The following is an 18,154-nucleotide window of genomic DNA, read 5'->3' as shown; positions in this document are numbered from 1 at the left end:
CAGGCAAAGAAAAACGGAAAGGCCGGAGTCGTCATGGCAGTCCAGGAGATCCGCGAGTTCAACCGCTTCTACACCAACCTCATCGGCGCGCTCGACTACAGCCGCCACCTCCACACGCCGTTCACGCTCACGGAGGCGCGTGTGCTGTACGAACTCGCGCACGCGCGACGCACGGACGCGGCCGACCTGCGCGTGGAGTTGTCGCTGGACGCCGGCCATCTCAGCCGGATGCTGTCGAAGTTCGAGGAGCGGCAACTCGTCACCCGCAGGCCTTCCGAGGAGGACGCGCGAAGACAGCGGATCGAACTGACCAAGCAGGGGAAGGAAGCCGCGTCACTGCTGGAGGAGCGCGCCCAGGAGGCCGTGGGTTCGCTGGTCGGCCGGATAACGCCGGAGGACCGGCCACGGCTCACCGCCGCGATGCGCACGGTCCGCGAGATCCTGCACGACGACCACCGCGTCACCACCGGTCCGCGCGTGATCCTGCGCGTTCCGCGCCCCGGCGACCTGGGATGGGCGATCGAGCGCAACGCCTCGGTGTACGCGGCGGAGTACGGCTGGGACGAGGGGTACGAAGCGCTGGTCGCGCGCATCGTTGCGGACTACGCGGCCGACCATGACCCGGAGCGCGAGGGGATGTGGGTGGCCGAGCTGGACGGGGAACGGGCGGGGTGCGTCTTCTGCGTGCGGGACGACGCGCCCGACACGGCGCGGTTGCGCCTGCTGCTGGTCGACCCGGCTGCCCGCGGGCACGGGATAGGGGGGCGGTTGGTGGACGCGTGCATATCCTTCGCCCGCCAGGCCGGTTACCGCGACATGGTCCTGTGGACCAATGACGTACTGGCGGGTGCCCGCAGGATCTACCAGCGGGCCGGGTTCGAACTGGTGGCGCAGAAACCTCATCACAGCTTCGGTCAGGACCTGGTGGGCCAGGACTGGCGGCTGGCCCTGTGACGGGCTGCCCTGCGAGCGGACCCGGAGCCGACGCCGACGCCAGACCCGGAGCCGGAGCCCGGAGCTGGATGTGAAGGTGGGACCGCTGATGCGCCCGTACCCGTGGCGCTCCAGTGGGGTCCGAGGGTGAAGTTCCCGTCATCGAAAGGAGGCTGGGTTGCAGGGATGCGGGGGCGACACGCCGGAGCGGGGACGCGTGGCACCGGTTGACCCCGTGCGGGAGCCGTGCCTAGTGTCCGGCAAATGAGACTCGCCTTCTCCACCCTCGGACTTCCCACGTTGCCCATCGACCAGGTGGTGCGCCTCGCGGCAGAAAACGGCTACCACGGCGTCGAGCTGCGCGCGAGCGACGAGGAACCTGTGCACCCTGGGCTCGCCGCGGATGAACGGGCCCGGGTGGTCGAGCAGTTCGCGGCAGCCGGGATCGAGATCCTCACCGTGGCCGCCTATGCGCGGGTGGCCGCGCGTGGCGAGGACGGCCCGGTGCTGGCCGAGACCGAGGCCGCGGTCGACCTGGCCGCTGACCTGGGCGCGTCCTACGTGCGGGTGTTCCCGGGCGGCGGGGACCTTCCGGCCGCCGAGGCGGACGCGCTGGCCGAACGGCGGCTGGCCGCGGTGGCACCGTATGCGGCCGACCGCGGGGTCCGGGTACTGCTGGAGACGCACGACTCGCACCGGGCCGGCGCCGATGTGGCTCGGGTGTTGGGCGCCGTCGGGCACCACTCGGTGGGCACGATCTGGGACGTGATGCACACCTGGCTGGCCGGGGAGCAGCCGTCCTCGACGTATCCCGTGCTGGCCCCGTACCTGGGCTATGTGCAGGTGAAGGACATCGCTTCGGCGGAGGATAGGACGCCGCTGGCGCTCGGTAAGGGCGTGCTGCCCCTGGCGGAGACCATCGAGGTGCTCAGCAGGGCCCAGTGGGACGGCTGGCTGTGCTGGGAGTACGAGAAGCGGTGGAATCCGCAGGCGGAGGATCTGCCGGGCATGTTGGGCGCCGGGCGGGAGCACCTGGTCCGGCTGCTGTCCGAATCGGCCTGACCTGGCTTATCGGGCGAGGCAGCGGGGCCGGGGGCCGAGCCCTGGGAAGTCGACCGGGCTCCGGCCCGTGGGAGTGGGAAGGGAGCGTGCGGGTGTGCTCGATCTGGGCCGGTTGAGGGCGCTGCACGCGGTGCACACGCATGGGTCGATCGGTGCGGCGGCCGCGGCGCTGGGATACACGTCGTCCGCGGTGTCCCAGCAGATCGCCAAGCTGGAGCGGGAAGCCGGCTCGGTGCTGCTGGAGCGGCAGGGCCGCGGCGTGGTGCTGACGGATGCCGCGCAGCTCCTGGTGACCGCGGCGCAGGAGCTGATGCGGGTGGTGGAGTCGGCCGAGGTGGCGCTGGAGGAGCAGCGCGGCCGTCCGGGCGGGCGGTTGACGGTTGCGGCGTTCCCCACTGCGGCCTGCGGGTTGCTGCCGCCGGTGCTGGCCGGGTTGGCGGACGCGTACCCGGCACTGGACCTCCGGCTGGTCGAGGTCGACGCGCACCTGTCGGTCGACCTGGTGGTGCGGGGCGGGGTGGACCTGGCGGTGGCGCACGACTGGGACATCGCGCCGCTGCCCGTGCCGGAGGGGTTGGGGCGGGCGGTCATCGGTGACGACCGGTGCGACGTGCTGGTGCCCGCCGGGCATCCGCTGGCCGCGCGGGAGTCGGTGCTGCGCACGGACATAGCGCGGGAGCGGTGGATCTGCCAGCCGCCGGGTTCGGTCTGCCATGACTGGCTGGTGCGGACGCTGCGGGAGGCGGGCACCGAGCCGGACATGGCGTACCAGGTCGGTGAGTACGGGACGCAGGTCGCCCTGGTGGCGGCGGGGTTGGGTATCGCGCTGGTGCCGCGGCTGGGCCGGGGTCCGCTGCCCGCGGGGGTGCGGGTGGTGCGGTTGGAGCCCGCACCGGTGAGGCGGTTGTACGCGCTGTGGCGGAAGGGGGCCGCGCGGCGGCCGTCGATCATGGCCGCGGTCGAGGCCTTGCGGACGCACTGGAGGGACGTGCAGTGAGCGAACCCCGCTGCCGGGGCAGCGGGGTTCGGATGAGGTGGGCGGTGGTGGGTGTCAGGCGGCGGAGCGGACTTCGCCGGTGAACGTGCGCCACAGTTCGGCGTAGCGGCCGTCCTGGGCGAGGAGTTCGTCGTGGGTGCCGTCCTCGACGATGCGGCCGTGGTCGAGGACCACGACCCGGTCGGCTCGGGCGGCGGTGCTGAGCCGGTGCGCGACCACCAGGGTGGTGCGGCGGACGGCGAGGCGGTCGGCGGCTTGGTTGACCAGGGCTTCGGTGGCGAGGTCGAGTGCCGCGGTGGCCTCGTCGAGGAGCAGGATGGCGGGGTCGACGAGTTCGGCGCGGGCCAGGGCGATGAGCTGGCGCTGTCCGGCGGACAGGTTGCGGCCGCGTTCGGTGACCTGGTGGAGGTAGCCGCCTTCGAGGGTGGCGATCATCCCGTCGGCGCCCACCGCGCGGGCGGCGGCCTCCACTTCGGCGTCGGTGGCGTCCATCCGGCCGTATGCGATGGCGTCGCGCACGGTGCCTGCGAACAGGTAGGGCTCCTGGGGGACGACACCGAGTTGCTGCCGGTAGCCGGTCAGGTCGAGGGCGCGGATGTCGGTGCCGTCGACGAGGACGGCACCGCCGGTCGGGTCGTAGTAGCGGGCGACGAGCTTGACCAGGGTGGACTTGCCCGCACCGGTCTCGCCGACGAAGGCGACGGTCTGGCCGGCCGGTACATGCAGTTGGATGCCGGCCAGGGCGTCGGGGGTGTCGGCGTCGGCGCTGCCGTAGCGGAAGTCGACATCCTCGAAGGTGATCTCGCCGCGCAGGCGGTAGACCGTCCGCGGGTCGGCGGCCTGCGGGGTGGTGGTGGGCTGGCGCAGCAGCTCGCGGATGCGGCCGAGCGAGACCGTGGCCTGCTGGAAGCCGTCGAAGACCTGGGAGAGTTGCTGGACCGGGGAGAAGAACAGGTCGATGTAGAGCAGGTAGGCGACGAGGGCGCCGGCGGTGAGGGTGCCGGCGTTGACCCGGTGGGCGCCCACGATCAGCACCAGTGCCGCCGCCACGCTGGACAGCAGTTGGACGAACGGGAAGTACACCGAGATCAGGAACTGGCCGCGGACCCGGGCCGTGCGGTACTCGTCGCTGCGGTTCAGGAAGCGCTGCGCGCCGAGTTCCTCGCCGCGGAACGCCTGCACCACGCGCAGGCCCGCGACGTGTTCTTGCAGGTCGGCGTTGACGACCGCGACCCGTTCGCGCGCGGACTCGTACGCGCGCACCGACTTGCGGCGGAAGACCCAGGTGGCGAGGACCAGCAGGGGCAGGGTCGCGAAGACCATCAGGGCGAGCTGGACGTCGATGGCGAGCAGGGCGACCAGGATGCCGACGAAGGTCAGCAGGCTGACCAGCGCGGTGACCAGGCCGGTCTGAAGGAAGGTGGACAGGGCGTCCACGTCCGTGGTCATCCGGGTCATGATGCGGCCGGACAGCTCCCGTTCGTAGAAGTCCAGCCCGAGCCGGTGCAGGTGGGCGAAGATCTTCACGCGCAGCGTGTACAGGACGCGTTCGCCGGTGCGGCCGGTGAGCAGGGTGGAGCCCCATTCGACCGCCCACTGGAGCAGGACCAGGCCCAGGCCGACCAGGGAGGCGATCCAGACCGCGTGCAGCGCGTGCCGCCGTACGCCAGCGTCGATGCCGTGGCGGATCAGGACCGGCAGCAGCAGCCCGGCGACGGCGTCGACCGCGACCAGCAGCAGGCTGAGCAGCAGCGGAGTGCGGAAGCCGCGGAGCATGCTGCCCAGGCCGAACCGCTGGTCGGCGGCGCTTGCCTGCTCCTCGTCGATGTCCGGGGTGTCGAGCGCGGGCGGCAGGGCCGCGACCTTGGCGAGGAGTTCCGGGGTGGCGGGCATGCCGGCGAGCGCGCCGGCCATCCCCCCGCCCGGACCGCCGGGACCGCCGGGACCTCTGCCTCCCACCGCGGTCCCACCCCGACCGGCAGTGTCACCGGCCTGGTCGGTCGTTCGCAGCCGCTCCGGCCACAGATCAGGGGTGACGGGAGCGTCGCCCGCAAGGGCGGCCGTCCGCGTGCCCGGCTCCGCGGCGGCGCCGGCCGGGTCGCGTTCCATGACGTCCGCGCCGAGCGCCTCGGGGTCGGTGAGCAGCGCACGGTAGAGCGGGCTGCGCGCCTGGAGTTCCTCGTGGGTGCCCACGTCGGCCAGGCGTCCCGCGTCTAGGACGGCGATCCGGTCCGCGAGCGCGAGAGTGGAGCGGCGGTGGGCGATCAGCAGCGTCGTGCGGCCGCGCATCACCTGGCGCAGGGCGTCGAAGATCTCCGCCTCGACCCGGGCGTCCACCGCGGAGGTGGCGTCGTCCAGGAGCAGCAGCCGGGGGTCGGTGAGGATCGCGCGGGCCAGGGCGACGCGCTGCCGCTGGCCGCCGGACAACGTCAGCCCCTGCTCGCCGACGACCGTGTCGTAGCCGTCCGGCAGGGCGCTGATGAAGTCGTGCGCCTGGGAGGCGCGGGTCGCGGCCAGGACTTCCTCGTCGGTGGCGTCGGGCTTTCCGTAGGCGATGTTGGCGCGGACCGTGTCGGAGAACAGGAAGCTGTCCTCGGGTACCAGGCCGATCGCGGAGCGCAGCGAGGCGAAGGTCAGCTCGCGGACGTCCACCCCGCCGATCCGCACGGCGCCGCCGGTCACGTCGTACATCCGGGGCAGCAGCAGGGAGACGGTGGACTTGCCGGAGCCGGACGCGCCGACCACGGCGACGGTCTCGCCGGGTTCGATGCTCAGGTCGAAGCCGTCCAGGACCGGGCGCTCGGCGCTGTAGCCGAAGGTGACGTGGTCGAAGTCGACGGTGGCGGGGGCGCTCGGCGGGAGGGCCCTGGTGCCTTCGTCGAGGGTCGGGCGGGTGTCGATGAGTTCGAGGACGCGCTCGACTCCGGCGCGTGCCTGCTGGCCGACGGTGAGCATCATCGTCAGCATCCGGACCGGGCCGGTGAGCTGCGCGAGGTAGGTGGAGAACGCCACGAAGGTGCCCAGGGTGATCTGGCCGCGGGCGGCCATCCAGCCGCCCAGGGCGAGCATGCCGATCTGGCCGAGCGAGGGGACAGCCTGGAGCGCCGGTGTGTAGCGGGCGCTGAGCCGGACGGTACGCAGCCGCCCGGCGAACAGGCGGCGGCCCACCGTCCGCAGCTTGTCCATCTCCTGCTGCTCCTGGCCGAACCCCTTGACCACGCGGACGCCGGTGACCGACCCGTCGACGATCCCGGCGACCGCGGCGGCCTGGCCCTGGGCGTACCAGGTCGCGGGGAAGAGCCGCTTGCGGGAGCGGTCGGCGATGAACCACAGCGCGGGGGCGACGGCGAGCGCCACCAGCGTCAGCACCGGGGAGAGCAGCAGCATCACGACGAGGGAGAGCAGGAAGAGCAGCAGGTTGCCGATCATGACGGGCAGCATGAACAGCAGCCCCTGGATCAGCTGGAGGTCGCTGGTGGCGCGGCCGACGACCTGCCCGGTGCTCAGTTCGTCCTGGCGGCGGCCGTCGAGCCGCATGATCGACCGGAACATCTCGTCACGCAGGTCGTGCTGGACGTCGAGCGCCAGCCGCCCGCCGTAGAAGCGGCGCATGTACGTGAGGACGTAGACGACGGCAGCGGCTGCCACCAGGGCGATCGCCCACGGCATGAGCTGCCGGTCGTGCTTGACGATGACGTCGTCGATGATCAGCTTGGGCACCAGCGGCACCAGGGCGGTGACGCCCATGCCCGCCAGGGACGCCCCGAACGACAGCAGCACGCTCCGCTTGTAGCGCCACGCATAGCCGCTGAGCCTTCGAAGCCAGCCCTGCCCGGAGCCGTCCTCGGCCGGCTCCCCCGGTTTCGCCTTCGCCACGCTGTCCTCCACCACGTTCGTCCCCGCGGTCCGCGACCGCCTCACCCGCTGAGGCCCAACGCGCCTGACCGCGCGTTTCATCCTCCCGCAACAAATCCAACGACCAAAGTCGCACATGAGTACGACTTTGGTCCTCATCACTTCGAGTGATCCGCTGCGGGGCGAAAAAGGGACAGGGGCGGTCTCAGCGGGTGGCGGAGATCTGCCGCGCCATGATCGTCGTCAGCTCGTAGGCGGTGTGGGAGGCGGCGACGGCAGTGATCTCCGCGTGGTCGTACGCCGGGGCGACCTCCACCACGTCGGCGGAGACCAGGTGGCAGCCGGCCAGGCCGCGCAGGATCTCCAGGAGTTCGCGGGAGGTGAGGCCGCCGGCCTCGGGAGTCCCCGTGCCGGGTGCGTGGGCGGGGTCCAGGACGTCGATGTCGACCGAGATGTACAGCGGGCGGTCGCCGATCCGTTCGCGCAGCTGCTGGACGACCTCGTCGACGCCGCGGCGCATGACGTCGGCGGAGGTGACGATGCCGAAGCCCATCTTCGCGTCGTCGTCGAGGTCCTTCCGGCCGTAGAGCGGGCCGCGGGTTCCGACGTGGGAGAGCGCGGAGGTGTCGAGGATGCCCTCCTCGACCGCGCGCCGGAAGGGCGTGCCGTGCGTGTAGGCGGCGCCGAAGTACGTGTCCCAGGTGTCGAGGTGGGCGTCGAAGTGGAGCAGGGCCACCGGCCCGTGCCGGCGGGCGACCGCGCGCAGCAGCGGCAGGGCGATCGTGTGGTCGCCGCCGAGCGTCATGAGCCGGGCCCCGGTCGCCAGCAGGCCGTCGGCGGCGGCCTGGACGGACTCCACCGCCTCGCCGATGTCGAACGGGTTGGCGGCGATGTCGCCCGCGTCGGCGACCTGGGCCAGTTCGAAGGGGGAGGCGTCCTGCGCCGGGTTGTACGGGCGCAGCAGCCGGGACGCCTCGCGGATGGCGTTGCCGCCGAACCGCGCGCCGGGGCGGTAGGACACGCCGGTGTCGAAGGGCACGCCGACGACCGCGACGTCGGCGGCGCCCACCTCGTCGAGCCGGGGCAGCCGGGCGAAGGTCGCGGGGCCCGCGTAGCGCGGGACCTGCGAGGAGTCGACGGGGCCGCGCGGCTGTGCGCTGCTCATAGGGCTGCCTCTTCTCGGTGTGGCGGTCATCGGTGCGACCGTCGTCCAGTACGACCGGCAGGACGACCGGCTTTATGGGCGCGGTCGGTCCTTCACGGCTGTGAGCTCACGGCTGTAAAGCAAAGTGCTGCCGCTGCGTGCGCGGCAGCTACCGCCACGGACGGTGCCGGGTCCGCAGTGGGCGCTCGTGCCGGCGGGTCCGCCGGTCTCCGCGACCCTACGGACCCCTACCCCTCCCCGAAATGTACGTTTCCTCCAATCGGCGGCGGTGATTACGCCTCGGCGTCGATCCAGGGCACGTCGCATACCAGGACGCAGGGGCGGGAGAATGTGCTCATGCCCATGGACCCGCTGCCTGCCACCCCCACTCGCCAGGCCCTCGTCTCGCACCTGATACGCACCCGGATCGCCGGTGACGTCGCGACTCCGCGCGAGAACAACCTCGACCACTACCGCGAGCTCGCCGAGGGCAACCGCTACTTCTGGTTCGGGCTGGACCTCGGCGACCGGTGGAGTGACGAGGCCGCGGTGCTCGAGCTGATGGCCGAGCGGTGCGGGGTCGTCGCCGATCCCGAACACGTCCGCGGGCAGGACACCATCGACCCGGAACTGACCGTGGACGGGCTGGACCGGATGGCAGCGGTCCTGAAGAAGGCGGTGGAGAACCGGTCCACGGTCCTGCTGGCGAGTGGGCACCCGGCGGGGCTGTTCGCCGTGCACAACGTGCTCGCCAAGGCGCTGCGCACGGTCGGCTGCCATGTGGTCGGACCGGCGGAGAACCTCTACGCGGACGGCGGCGAGATCCGCTACCTGGGCGGCGTCTTCATGCTGCACCGGGGCGGCAGCCTGGTGCACACGCACTCCCCCGAGCCGATGGCCGAGGTGCTCAACGCCCTGGAGCGCGACGGGCGCGGGCTGCCCGACCTGGTGGTGGCCGACCACGGGTGGGCCGGTTGCGCGGGGTCGCGCGGCATCGAGACCGTCGGCTTCGCGGACTCCAACGACCCGGCCCTGTTCGTGGGCGAGTCCGAGGGCACGGTCCTGGTGACGGTGCCGCTGGACGACAACGTGCAGCCGCACTTCTACGCGCCCATGGCGTCCTATCTGCTGGACGCGGCCGACCTGCGGCACCGTCCGGCGCCCCGCCCGAACGGCGGCGGGCGGCACCGCCCGGACCCGCGGGCCCGGCGGGCCAGGACCCGCAAGACCCGGGACTGACCCGCACGACCCGGGACCGGCCGGACACGGCCGGGCCCTGACCGGGACGGCTTCCGTCTCAGGCGCGCGGCACCCGGACCAGGCCCTCCTGGATCACCGACACGGCCAGCGCGCCGTCCTGCGTGTAGATGCGGGCGGTCCCCAGTCCGCGGCCACCCGAGGCGGACGGACTCTCCTGGTCGTACAGCAGCCACTCGTCCGCGCGGAAGGGGCGGTGGAACCACATCGCGTGGTCCAGGCTCGCGCCCACCACGTCGCCGACCGCCCAGCCGCCGCGCCCGTGCGCCAGGAGCACGGAGTCGAGCAGCGTCATGTCCGACACATAGGTGGCGAGGCAGACGTGGAGCAGGGGGTCGTCGACGACTTTGCCGCGGGTGCGGAACCACACCTGGGAGCGCGGCTCGCGGCGCACCCCGGCGGTGAGGAAGGGCGGGTCCTCGACATAGCGCAGGTCCACGGCGGCACGCGCCTCGCGCAGCCGGTCGACCACGGTCGGGTCGGGGAACTTGTCGGCGTGGGCCGGCAGCAGTTCGTCGGCGCACGGAAGGGTCTCGGGGTCCGGCGCCGCCGGCATGGCCTCCTGGTGCTCCAGGCCGTCCTCGTGCACCTGGAAGGACGCCGAGAGGTGGAAGATCGGCTGGCCGTGCTGGATCGCGACGACCCGGCGCGTGGTGAAGGAGCGGCCGTCGCGAATCCGGTCCACCTGGTAGACGATCGGCGCACCCGGGTCGCCGGGCCGCAGGAAGTACGCGTGCAGGGAGTGCGCGGCGCGCTCCTCGGGCACGGTGCGGCCGGCCGCGACCAGGGCCTGCGCGGCGACCTGGCCGCCGAAGACGCGCGGCACCACGGCCGAGCGGCTGTAGCCGCGGAAGATGTCCTCCTCGATCCGCTCCAGGTCGAGGAGGGCGAGCAGGGACTGCAGGGGCGTCGGGTTGTCGTTCACAGGCCCATCGATTTGGCGATGATCGTCTTCATGACCTCACTGGTCCCGCCGTAGATCCGGTTGACCCGGTTGTCCGCGTAGAGGCGGGCGATCGGGTACTCGTTCATGTAACCGTATCCGCCGTGCAGCTGGAGGCAGCGGTCGATCACGCGAGCGGCGACCTCGGTACAGAACAGCTTGGCGGAGGCGGCGTCGGCGGCGGACAGCTCGCGCCGGTCGTGGGCCTCCAGCGCGCGGTCCACCACGGCCTCGGCGGCGTCGACCTCGGCCTTGCACGCGGCCAGCTCGAACTTGGTGTTCTGGAAGGACGCGACGGTCTTGCCGAAAACGGTGCGGTCCTGGACGTAGGCCTGGGCGAAGCGGACGGCGGCCGCGGCCTGGGCGTAGGCGCCGGCGGCGATGGCCAGCCGCTCCTGCGGGAGGTTCTGACCGAGGTAGGAGAAGCCCTTGCCCTCCTCGCCGAGCAGGTCCTCGACCGGCACGCGCACGTCGGAGAAGGACAGCTCCGCGGTGTCGGAGGTCTTCAGGCCGAGCTTGTCGAGCTTCCGGCCGACCGCGTAGCCCTCGGACTTGGTGTCGACGACGAACAGCGAGATGCCCGCGCGGCGGTCCTCGGGGGTGGGCGGGGCGGTGCGGGCGCAGACGATCACGCGGTCGGCGTGGACGCCGCCGGTGATGAAGGTCTTCGCCCCGTTGAGGACGTAGTGGCTGCCGTCCTCGGCGAGCTTGGCGGTGGTCTTCATGCCGGCCAGGTCGGAGCCGGTGCCGGGCTCGGTCATCGCGATGGCGAACATCGTGGCGCCGCTGACGAAGCCGGGCAGCCAGCGCTTCTTCTGCTCCTGCGTGCCGTACGCCATCACGTACGGCAGACACAGGCCGACGTGCACGCTGCTGCCGCCGAAGCTGACTCCGGCGCGGGACAGCTCCTCGCTGATCACGGCCTGGAACTTGAAGCTGGTCTCGCCCGCGCCGCCGAACTCCTCCGGCACCTCGATGCCGAAGACGCCCAGCTCGCCGAGCTTGTAGTAGAACTCCCGCGGCACCTGTCCGGCCGCCAGCCACTCGTCGTAGACGGGGACGACCTCGGCCTCGATGAAGGCGCGGATCGTCGCGCGAAACGCTTCGTGGTCTTCGTTGAACACCGTACGACGCACAGCGCGCCTCCCGTCCGAGAATAAGCAAGCGCTCAGAAAGTTACCCGCCGGTCGTCGTCGCTGTCCAGGCCGGAGGTGCTGTCGAGGGCGTCCAGCGCGCTCAGCGCGAGCCGGTGCAGGAGGGCGGCCATTCCGGCGCGGTCGGGCAGTCCGGACTGGGCGCCGAGGTGGGGGGTGGAGTTGAGCAGGCCGAACACCGCGTGCACCGCGGCACGGGCCTCCAGTTCGCTGGCGTCGGGATAGACGCGGCGGACCACGCCCACCCACTCCTCCACGTACTGCCGCTGGAGCTGGCGGACGAGCTTGCGGTCCGAGTCGCGCAGCCGGTCCAGCTCGCGGTCGTGCAGGGTGATCAGCGGCCGGTCGTCGATCGCGAAGTCGATGTGGCCGCGGATCAGCGCGTCCAGCGCCTCAGCCGGCTCGCCACTCTCGGCGACCCGCATCCGGCCCGCCGCCAGCAGCCGCCCGCTGATCCCGACCAGCAGCTCGGCGAGCATCGCGTCCTTCCCGGCGAAGTGCCGGTACAGGCCGGGGCCGCTGATGCCGACCGCGGCCCCTATCTCGTCGACGCCGACCCCGTGGAACCCGCGCTCGGCGAAGAGCCGCGCGGCCTCTCTGAGGATCTGCTCGCGCCGGTTTTCCACAGCTTTCGTCGGACTCATGAAATCGAGTCTAGACAATCCCGTTAGCGGGCGTTAACGTGGAGTCATCGGTTAACGCTCGCTAACACCATCCGGGGGCCGACCCATGGCAGCACCCACCTTGACCAGTGCCGCAGATCCGACATCGGAGACATTCCGCGCCAACGCGCGGGCTCACGCCGAGCTCACGGCCACGCTGCGTGACAAGCTGGCGGCCGCCCGACTCGGCGGCGGGGAGAAGGCGCGCGCACGGCACACCGCGCGGGGGAAGCTGCTGCCCAGGGACCGGGTCGACGGGCTGCTCGACCCTGCTTCCCCCTTCCTCGAGCTGGCACCGCTCGCGGCCGACGGGATGTACGACGGGCAGGCGCCCGCCGCGGGGGTGATCGCCGGGATCGGCCGGGTCTCGGGCCGCGAGGTCGTGGTCGTGGCCAATGACGCCACCGTCAAGGGCGGCACCTACTACCCGATGACGGTGAAGAAGCACCTGCGGGCCCAGGAAGTCGCGCTCGACAACCGGCTGCCGTGCGTCTATCTGGTGGACTCCGGCGGCGCCTTCCTCCCCCGGCAGGACGAGGTCTTCCCCGACCGCGACCACTTCGGCCGGATCTTCTTCAACCAGGCCACCATGTCCGCCCGCGGCATCCCGCAGATCGCCGCGGTGATGGGTTCGTGCACCGCCGGAGGCGCCTACGTGCCGGCGATGAGCGACGAGGCGGTGATCGTGCGGAACCAGGGCACGATCTTCCTCGGCGGCCCGCCGCTGGTGAAGGCCGCAACCGGCGAGGTGGTCACCGCCGAGGAACTCGGCGGTGGCGAGGTGCACTCCCGGACCTCCGGCGTCACCGACCACCTCGCCGAGGACGACGCGCACGCGCTGAGCATCGTCCGCGACATCGTGGCCACGCTCCCCGCCCGGGGCGCCCCGCCGTGGACGGTGCAGCCCGCGCAGCCACCCGCGGTGGACCCCGCGGGGCTCTACGGAGCGGTGCCCGCGGACTCCCGCACCCCGTACGACGTCCGGGAGGTGATCGCCCGGCTGGTGGACGGCAGCCGCTTCGCGGAGTTCAAGGCGGAGTACGGCACCACGCTGGTCACCGGATTCGCCCACGTCCAGGGCCACCCGGTCGGCATCGTGGCCAACAACGGCATCCTGTTCGCCGAGTCCGCCCTCAAGGGTGCGCACTTCATCGAGCTGTGCGACCAGCGCGGCATCCCGCTGCTCTTCCTCCAGAACATCTCCGGGTTCATGGTGGGCCGGCAGTACGAAGCGGGGGGCATCGCCAAGCACGGCGCGAAGATGGTGACGGCGGTGGCGTGCGCGCGGGTGCCGAAGCTGACCGTGGTGATCGGCGGCTCCTACGGCGCGGGCAACTACTCGATGTGCGGCCGGGCCTACAGCCCCCGCTTCCTGTGGATGTGGCCCAACGCCAAGATCTCGGTGATGGGCGGTGAGCAGGCCGCCTCGGTGCTGGCGACGGTGAAGCGGGACCAGTTGGCGGCCGCCGGTGAGAAGTGGAGCGAGCAGGCGGAGGAGGAGTTCAAGGCGCCGATCCGCGAGCAGTACGAGACCCAGGGCAACGCCTACTACGCGACGGCCCGGCTGTGGGACGACGGGGTGATCGACCCGGTGGAGACCCGCACCGTGCTGGGGCTGGCGCTGACCGCCTGTGCCAACGCGCCGCTGCCGGCGGCCGATCCGACCGCGCCGGGCTACGGCGTCTTCCGGATGTGAGGGCCGAGATGAGCAGTGTGACCACACCGAGCCGGTCGGAGATGTTCGACACCGTACTGGTCGCCAACCGGGGCGAGATCGCGGTGCGGGTGATGCGCACCCTGCGCGCGTCGGGGGTGCGGTCGGCGGCGGTGTTCACCGAGGCGGACGCCGGGGCCCGGCATGTGCGGGAGGCCGACTGCGCGGTACGGGTGGACAGTTACCTGTCGGCGGCCGAACTGGTCCGGGCGGCCGGTGAGGCGGGCGCCCAGGCGGTCCACCCCGGCTACGGCTTCCTCGCCGAGAACGCGGGCTTCGCCCGGGCCTGCGCCGAGGCCGGCCTGGTCTTCATCGGCCCGCCGGCCGACGCGATCGAGCTGATGGGCGACAAGATCCGGGCCAAGCAGACGGTGCGGGCCGCCGGGGTGCCGGTGGTGCCGGGCAGCAGCGGCAGCGGGCTGACCGACGAGGAACTGGCGGAGGCGGCACGGGAGATCGGCATGCCGGTGCTCCTCAAGCCGTCGGCGGGCGGCGGCGGCAAGGGCATGCGGCTGGTCCGGGACGCGGCGCAGCTGCCCGAGGAGATCGCGGCGGCCCGCCGGGAGGCGCGCGGTTCTTTCGGTGACGACACACTGCTGGTGGAGCGCTGGGTGGATCGGCCCCGGCACATCGAGATCCAGGTGCTGGCCGACGCGCACGGCCATGTGGTGCACCTGGGCGAGCGGGAGTGCTCGCTCCAGCGCCGCCACCAGAAGGTGATCGAGGAGGCGCCCTCGGTGCTGCTGGACCCGGCGACCCGGGCCGCCATGGGTGAGGCGGCGGTGCAGGCGGCGCGGTCCTGCGGGTACACCGGTGCGGGCACGGTGGAGTTCATCGTGCCGGGCGCGGACCCGTCCGCGTACTACTTCATGGAGATGAACACCCGGCTCCAGGTGGAGCACCCGGTCACGGAGCTGGTGACCGGGCTGGACCTGGTGGCGTGGCAGCTGCGGGTGGCGTGCGGGGAGCCATTGGACTTCGGCCAGCAGGACGTGGCGCTGACCGGGCACGCGGTCGAGGCGCGGATCTGCGCGGAGACGGCCCGGCCGGGCGACGGCGGGGTGGACTTCCTGCCGTCGGCCGGCACCGTGCTGGAGGTGCGGGACCCGGACGGCCCCGGGGTGCGGGTGGACTCCGGCCTGGCGGCGGGCACCGAGGTCGGCACCGCCTACGATCCGATGCTCGCCAAGGTGATCGGGTACGGGCCGGACCGGGCGACGGCGCTGCGCCGGCTGCGGGCGGCGCTGGCCGGCACCGTGGTGCTGGGCGTGGAGACGAACACCGGGTTCCTGCGGCGGCTGCTGGCCCATCCGGCGGTGGTCGCGGGCGAGTTGGACACCGGGCTGATCGACCGGGACGCGGCGCTGCTGGTGCCGGCGGGGGTGCCGGACGAGGTGTACGAGACGGCGGCGCTGCTGCGGCAGCGTGCGTTGGGCGCGGAGACGGAGGGCGGCGGGTGGGTCGACCCGTTCTCGGTGCCGAGCGGGTGGCGGCTGGGCGGGGAGCCGGCGTGGACGGTGCACCATCTGCGGGTGCCGGGCCGGGAGCCGGTGCGGGTCGGAATCCGCGCCGGCCGGGTCAGGATCGGCGACGGCCCCCCGGTGCAGGCGCGGATCGAGGTGGCCGGCTCCCGGGTGACGCTGTACCGCGAGGGCAGGGCGTGCGGCTTCGACACGGCGGGCGAGTGGCTCGGCCGGGAGGGCGACAGCTGGCATGTGCAGTCGTACGACCCGGTGGCCGCGGCGCTGCGCGGGCTGGCGGCCGGTGCGGGGGACGGCGCGCTGACGGCGCCGATGCCCGGCACGGTCACGGTGGTGAAGGTGGCCAAGGGCGAGCAGGTGGTGGCCGGGCAGGGCCTGCTGGTGGTGGAGGCGATGAAGATGGAGCACGTGATCGCCGCGCCGTACGACGGCACGGTGGCCGAGATCGATGTCGCCGCGGGCACGGCGGTGGCGATGGACCAGGTGCTGGCGGTGGTCACCCCGAATCTCCCGGACGCCCCGAACTCCCCGAACTCCCCGGACGCCCCGAGCACTCCGAACCCCCCGGAGGGCGGCGCCGATGCCACCCCGGACAGCGCGAGGGAGGCGTCATGACCGACACCAACGGCTCGCAGGACACCGGTGCGGGGCTGCCCGCGGGCCTGCCGATGGCGGTTCCGGCACCCGGCCTGCCGGAATACGTCCGCATCCATGAGGTCGGTGCCCGCGACGGCCTGCAGAACGAGAAGTCGACGGTGCCGACCCAGGTGAAGGCGGAGTTCGTGCACCGCCTGGCGGACGCGGGGCTGACGACGATCGAGGCGACCAGCTTCGTGCACCCCAAGTGGGTGCCCCAACTGGCGGACGCGGCCGAGCTGATGCCGCTCCTGGCGGACCTGGCCGGGCGGCCGGAGCTGCGCCTGCCGGTCCTGGTGCCGAACGCCCGGGGACTGGAGCGCGCCCTCGAACTGGGGGTGCGGGAGATCGCGGTGTTCGGCAGCGCCACCGAGTCCTTCGCCCGGGCGAACCTGAACCGCACGGTGGCCGAGTCGCTGGCGATGTTCGAGCCGGTGGTGGCCCGCGCCAGGGACGCCGGGCTGCGGGTGCGCGGCTATCTGTCGATGTGCTTCGGCGACCCCTGGGAGGGCCCGGTCCCGATCGCCCAGGTCGCAGAGGTGGCCCGCAGGCTGTACGAGCTGGGCTGCGCCGAGTTGAGTCTCGGCGACACCATCGGGGTGGCGACGCCCGGCCATGTGGTGGCGCTGCTGGACGAGTTGACCGCCGCCGGGGTCCCGATCGGACACCTCGCGGTGCACTTCCACGACACGTACGGCCAGGCGCTGGCGAACACCCTGGCCGCGCTTCGACGCGGGGTGGCTGTCGTCGATGCCTCGGCGGGTGGCCTGGGCGGCTGCCCGTACGCCAAGAGCGCCACCGGGAACCTCGCCACCGAAGACCTCGTCTGGATGCTGCACGGGCTCGGCATCAGGACCGGGGTCGACCTCGACCGCCTCAGCGCCACAAGCGTCTGGATGGCGGAGCAGTTGGGACGGCCCAGCCCGTCCCGTACCGTCCGCGCCCTCACCCACCGGGAGCCGTAGCCATGTCCATCGACCACCGCCTGTCCGAGGAGCACGAGTCGCTGCGGGCGACCGTGGCCGAGTTCGCCCATGACGTGATCGCACCGAAGATCGGCGACTTCTACGAGCGGGAGGAGTTCCCGTACGAGATCGTGCGGGAGATGGGGCGGATGGGCCTGTTCGGGCTGCCGTTCCCGGAGGAGTACGGCGGGATGGGCGGGGACTACTTCGCCCTGGGGCTGGCGCTGGAGGAGCTGGCCCGGGTGGACTCCTCGGTGGCGATCACCCTGGAGGCGGGGGTGTCGCTGGGTGCGATGCCGGTGTTCCGGTTCGGCACCGAGGAGCAGAAGCGGACCTGGCTGCCGCGGCTGTGCTCGGGCGAGATGCTGGGCGCCTTCGGCCTGACCGAGCCGGAGTGCGGCTCCGACGCGGGCGGCACCAGGACCACCGCGCGGCTGGACGAGGCGACCGGCGAGTGGGTGATCAACGGCACGAAGTGCTTCATCACCAACTCCGGCACCGACATCACCGGCCTGGTCACGGTGACCGCGGTGACCGGGCGCAAGGAGGACGGCCGGCCGCGGATCTCCTCGATCATCGTGCCGTCCGGGACGCCGGGCTTCACGGTGTCGAAGAAGTACAGCAAGGTCGGGTGGAACGCCTCGGACACCCGGGAGCTGTCGTTCACGGACTGCCGGGTGCCGGCGGCGAACCTGCTGGGCGCGGAGGGCCGGGGGTACGCCCAGTTCCTGCGGATTCTGGACGAGGGCCGGATCGCGATCTCCGCGCTGGCCACCGGGCTGGCCCAGGGCTGCCTGGACGAGTCGCTGGCGTATGCGCGGCAGCGGGAGGCGTTCGGGCGGCCGATCGGCGCGAACCAGGCGATCCAGTTCAAGCTGGCCGACATGGAGATGCGCGCCCACACCGCCCGGCTGGCCTGGCGGGACGCGGCGTCGCGGCTGGTGCGCGGGGAGGAGTTCAAGAAGGAGGCGGCGCTGGCGAAGCTCTACACCTCGGAGATCGCGGTGACCAACGCCCGCGAGGCGACCCAGGTGCACGGGGGGTACGGCTTCATGAACGAGTACCCGGTGGCCCGGATGTGGCGGGACTCGAAGATCCTGGAGATCGGCGAGGGCACCAGCGAGGTGCAGCGGATGCTGATCGCGAGGGAGCTGGGGCTGGCCGAGTGACCCGATAACGCCGGCAGATCCGGAGAGCGCCTGCCGCTCATCCGGTGAACGCCTGCCGCTCCTCCGTTCAAGGCCTGCCACTCACCGTTTAACGATCGCCACTCACCCGTTCGGCCCTCTCCAACCGCACTGGGGTGCCCGAAAGCGGGCAGGATTCTTGCAAAGCGGCGATGATCTGATGA

13 protein-coding genes are annotated in these 18,154 nt (G+C 72.2%); 8 read left to right on the top strand and 5 right to left on the bottom strand.

Annotated elements, in window-relative coordinates; translation table 11 throughout:
- The first annotated feature begins 33 nt into the window (after positions 1 to 33).
- The 3 genes from WA788_RS16370 (at position 34) to WA788_RS16360 (ending at position 2,992) form a co-directional block, all read left to right on the top strand.
- On the top strand, positions 34 to 954 hold the full coding sequence (locus WA788_RS16370) for a bifunctional helix-turn-helix transcriptional regulator/GNAT family N-acetyltransferase (protein ID WP_335977939.1): 921 nt from the start codon (positions 34 to 36) through the stop codon (positions 952 to 954).
- Positions 955 to 1,197: 243 nt separating this feature from the next.
- Complete coding sequence (locus tag WA788_RS16365) at positions 1,198 to 1,995, top strand: sugar phosphate isomerase/epimerase family protein (protein ID WP_335977937.1); 798 nt, start codon at positions 1,198 to 1,200, stop codon at positions 1,993 to 1,995.
- 94 nt (positions 1,996 to 2,089) lie between these two features.
- Positions 2,090 to 2,992 (top strand): LysR family transcriptional regulator, encoded by a 903-nt coding sequence (locus WA788_RS16360; protein ID WP_335977936.1) that lies wholly within the window; start codon positions 2,090 to 2,092, stop codon positions 2,990 to 2,992.
- Between the two features lie 54 nt (positions 2,993 to 3,046).
- On the opposite strand, the gene WA788_RS16355 is transcribed toward WA788_RS16360, so the two are convergent.
- Together WA788_RS16355 and speB are read right to left on the bottom strand one after the other, a co-directional pair.
- Positions 3,047 to 6,949, bottom strand: coding sequence for an ABC transporter ATP-binding protein (locus WA788_RS16355; protein ID WP_443034045.1), 3,903 nt, complete (start codon positions 6,947 to 6,949; stop codon positions 3,047 to 3,049).
- Between the two features lie 103 nt (positions 6,950 to 7,052).
- Positions 7,053 to 8,012 carry an agmatinase gene (speB, locus tag WA788_RS16350; protein ID WP_335977932.1) on the bottom strand — a complete coding sequence of 320 codons (960 nt, stop codon included), beginning with the start codon at positions 8,010 to 8,012 and terminating at the stop codon, positions 7,053 to 7,055.
- Between the two features lie 336 nt (positions 8,013 to 8,348).
- Here speB and WA788_RS16345 point away from each other — a divergent pair, with 336 nt between their 5' ends.
- Positions 8,349 to 9,230: a phosphatase gene (locus tag WA788_RS16345; protein ID WP_335977930.1), complete on the top strand. Its 882-nt coding sequence runs from the start codon at positions 8,349 to 8,351 to the stop codon at positions 9,228 to 9,230.
- A gap of 58 nt (positions 9,231 to 9,288) precedes the next feature.
- Here WA788_RS16345 and WA788_RS16340 read toward each other — a convergent pair whose 3' ends face one another.
- Genes WA788_RS16340 through WA788_RS16330 form a run of 3 tightly spaced genes read right to left on the bottom strand, consistent with a single transcriptional unit; the run spans position 9,289 to position 11,989 of the window.
- The gene (locus WA788_RS16340) at positions 9,289 to 10,173 is read right to left on the bottom strand and encodes an acyl-CoA thioesterase (RefSeq protein ID WP_335977928.1); all 885 of its coding nucleotides are present in this window, start codon (positions 10,171 to 10,173) and stop codon (positions 9,289 to 9,291) included.
- Positions 10,170 to 11,327: an acyl-CoA dehydrogenase family protein gene (locus WA788_RS16335; protein WP_335977926.1), complete on the bottom strand. Its 1,158-nt coding sequence runs from the start codon at positions 11,325 to 11,327 to the stop codon at positions 10,170 to 10,172. The genes WA788_RS16340 and WA788_RS16335 overlap by 4 nt, the downstream gene beginning before the upstream one ends.
- Before the next feature lie 32 nt (positions 11,328 to 11,359).
- Positions 11,360 to 11,989, bottom strand: coding sequence for an SACE_7040 family transcriptional regulator (locus WA788_RS16330; RefSeq protein ID WP_335977924.1), 630 nt, complete (start codon positions 11,987 to 11,989; stop codon positions 11,360 to 11,362).
- 85 nt (positions 11,990 to 12,074) lie between these two features.
- Between WA788_RS16330 and WA788_RS16325 the strand changes: the two genes are divergently transcribed.
- The 4 genes from WA788_RS16325 to WA788_RS16310 are packed head-to-tail and all read left to right on the top strand — an operon-like array spanning position 12,075 to position 17,972.
- The gene (locus tag WA788_RS16325; protein ID WP_335977923.1) at positions 12,075 to 13,703 is read left to right on the top strand and encodes a carboxyl transferase domain-containing protein; all 1,629 of its coding nucleotides are present in this window, start codon (positions 12,075 to 12,077) and stop codon (positions 13,701 to 13,703) included.
- A gap of 41 nt (positions 13,704 to 13,744) precedes the next feature.
- Positions 13,745 to 15,817 carry an acetyl/propionyl/methylcrotonyl-CoA carboxylase subunit alpha gene (locus WA788_RS16320; RefSeq protein WP_335978086.1) on the top strand — a complete coding sequence of 691 codons (2,073 nt, stop codon included), beginning with the start codon at positions 13,745 to 13,747 and terminating at the stop codon, positions 15,815 to 15,817.
- Positions 15,814 to 16,803, top strand: a complete 990-nt coding sequence (locus WA788_RS16315; protein WP_335977922.1) for a hydroxymethylglutaryl-CoA lyase — start codon at positions 15,814 to 15,816, stop codon at positions 16,801 to 16,803. Before WA788_RS16320 ends, WA788_RS16315 begins: the two co-directional genes overlap by 4 nt.
- 2 nt (positions 16,804 to 16,805) lie before the next feature.
- On the top strand, positions 16,806 to 17,972 hold the full coding sequence (locus WA788_RS16310) for an acyl-CoA dehydrogenase family protein (protein ID WP_335977920.1): 1,167 nt from the start codon (positions 16,806 to 16,808) through the stop codon (positions 17,970 to 17,972).
- The last annotated feature ends 182 nt before the right edge of the window (positions 17,973 to 18,154 follow it).

This window comes from Streptomyces sp. CA2R106 (genome assembly GCF_037034245.1).
GTDB lineage: Bacteria > Actinomycetota > Actinomycetes > Streptomycetales > Streptomycetaceae > Actinacidiphila.
Note: the sequence above shows the minus strand (reverse complement) of the source record. Positions and strands in the feature narration are given on the sequence as shown.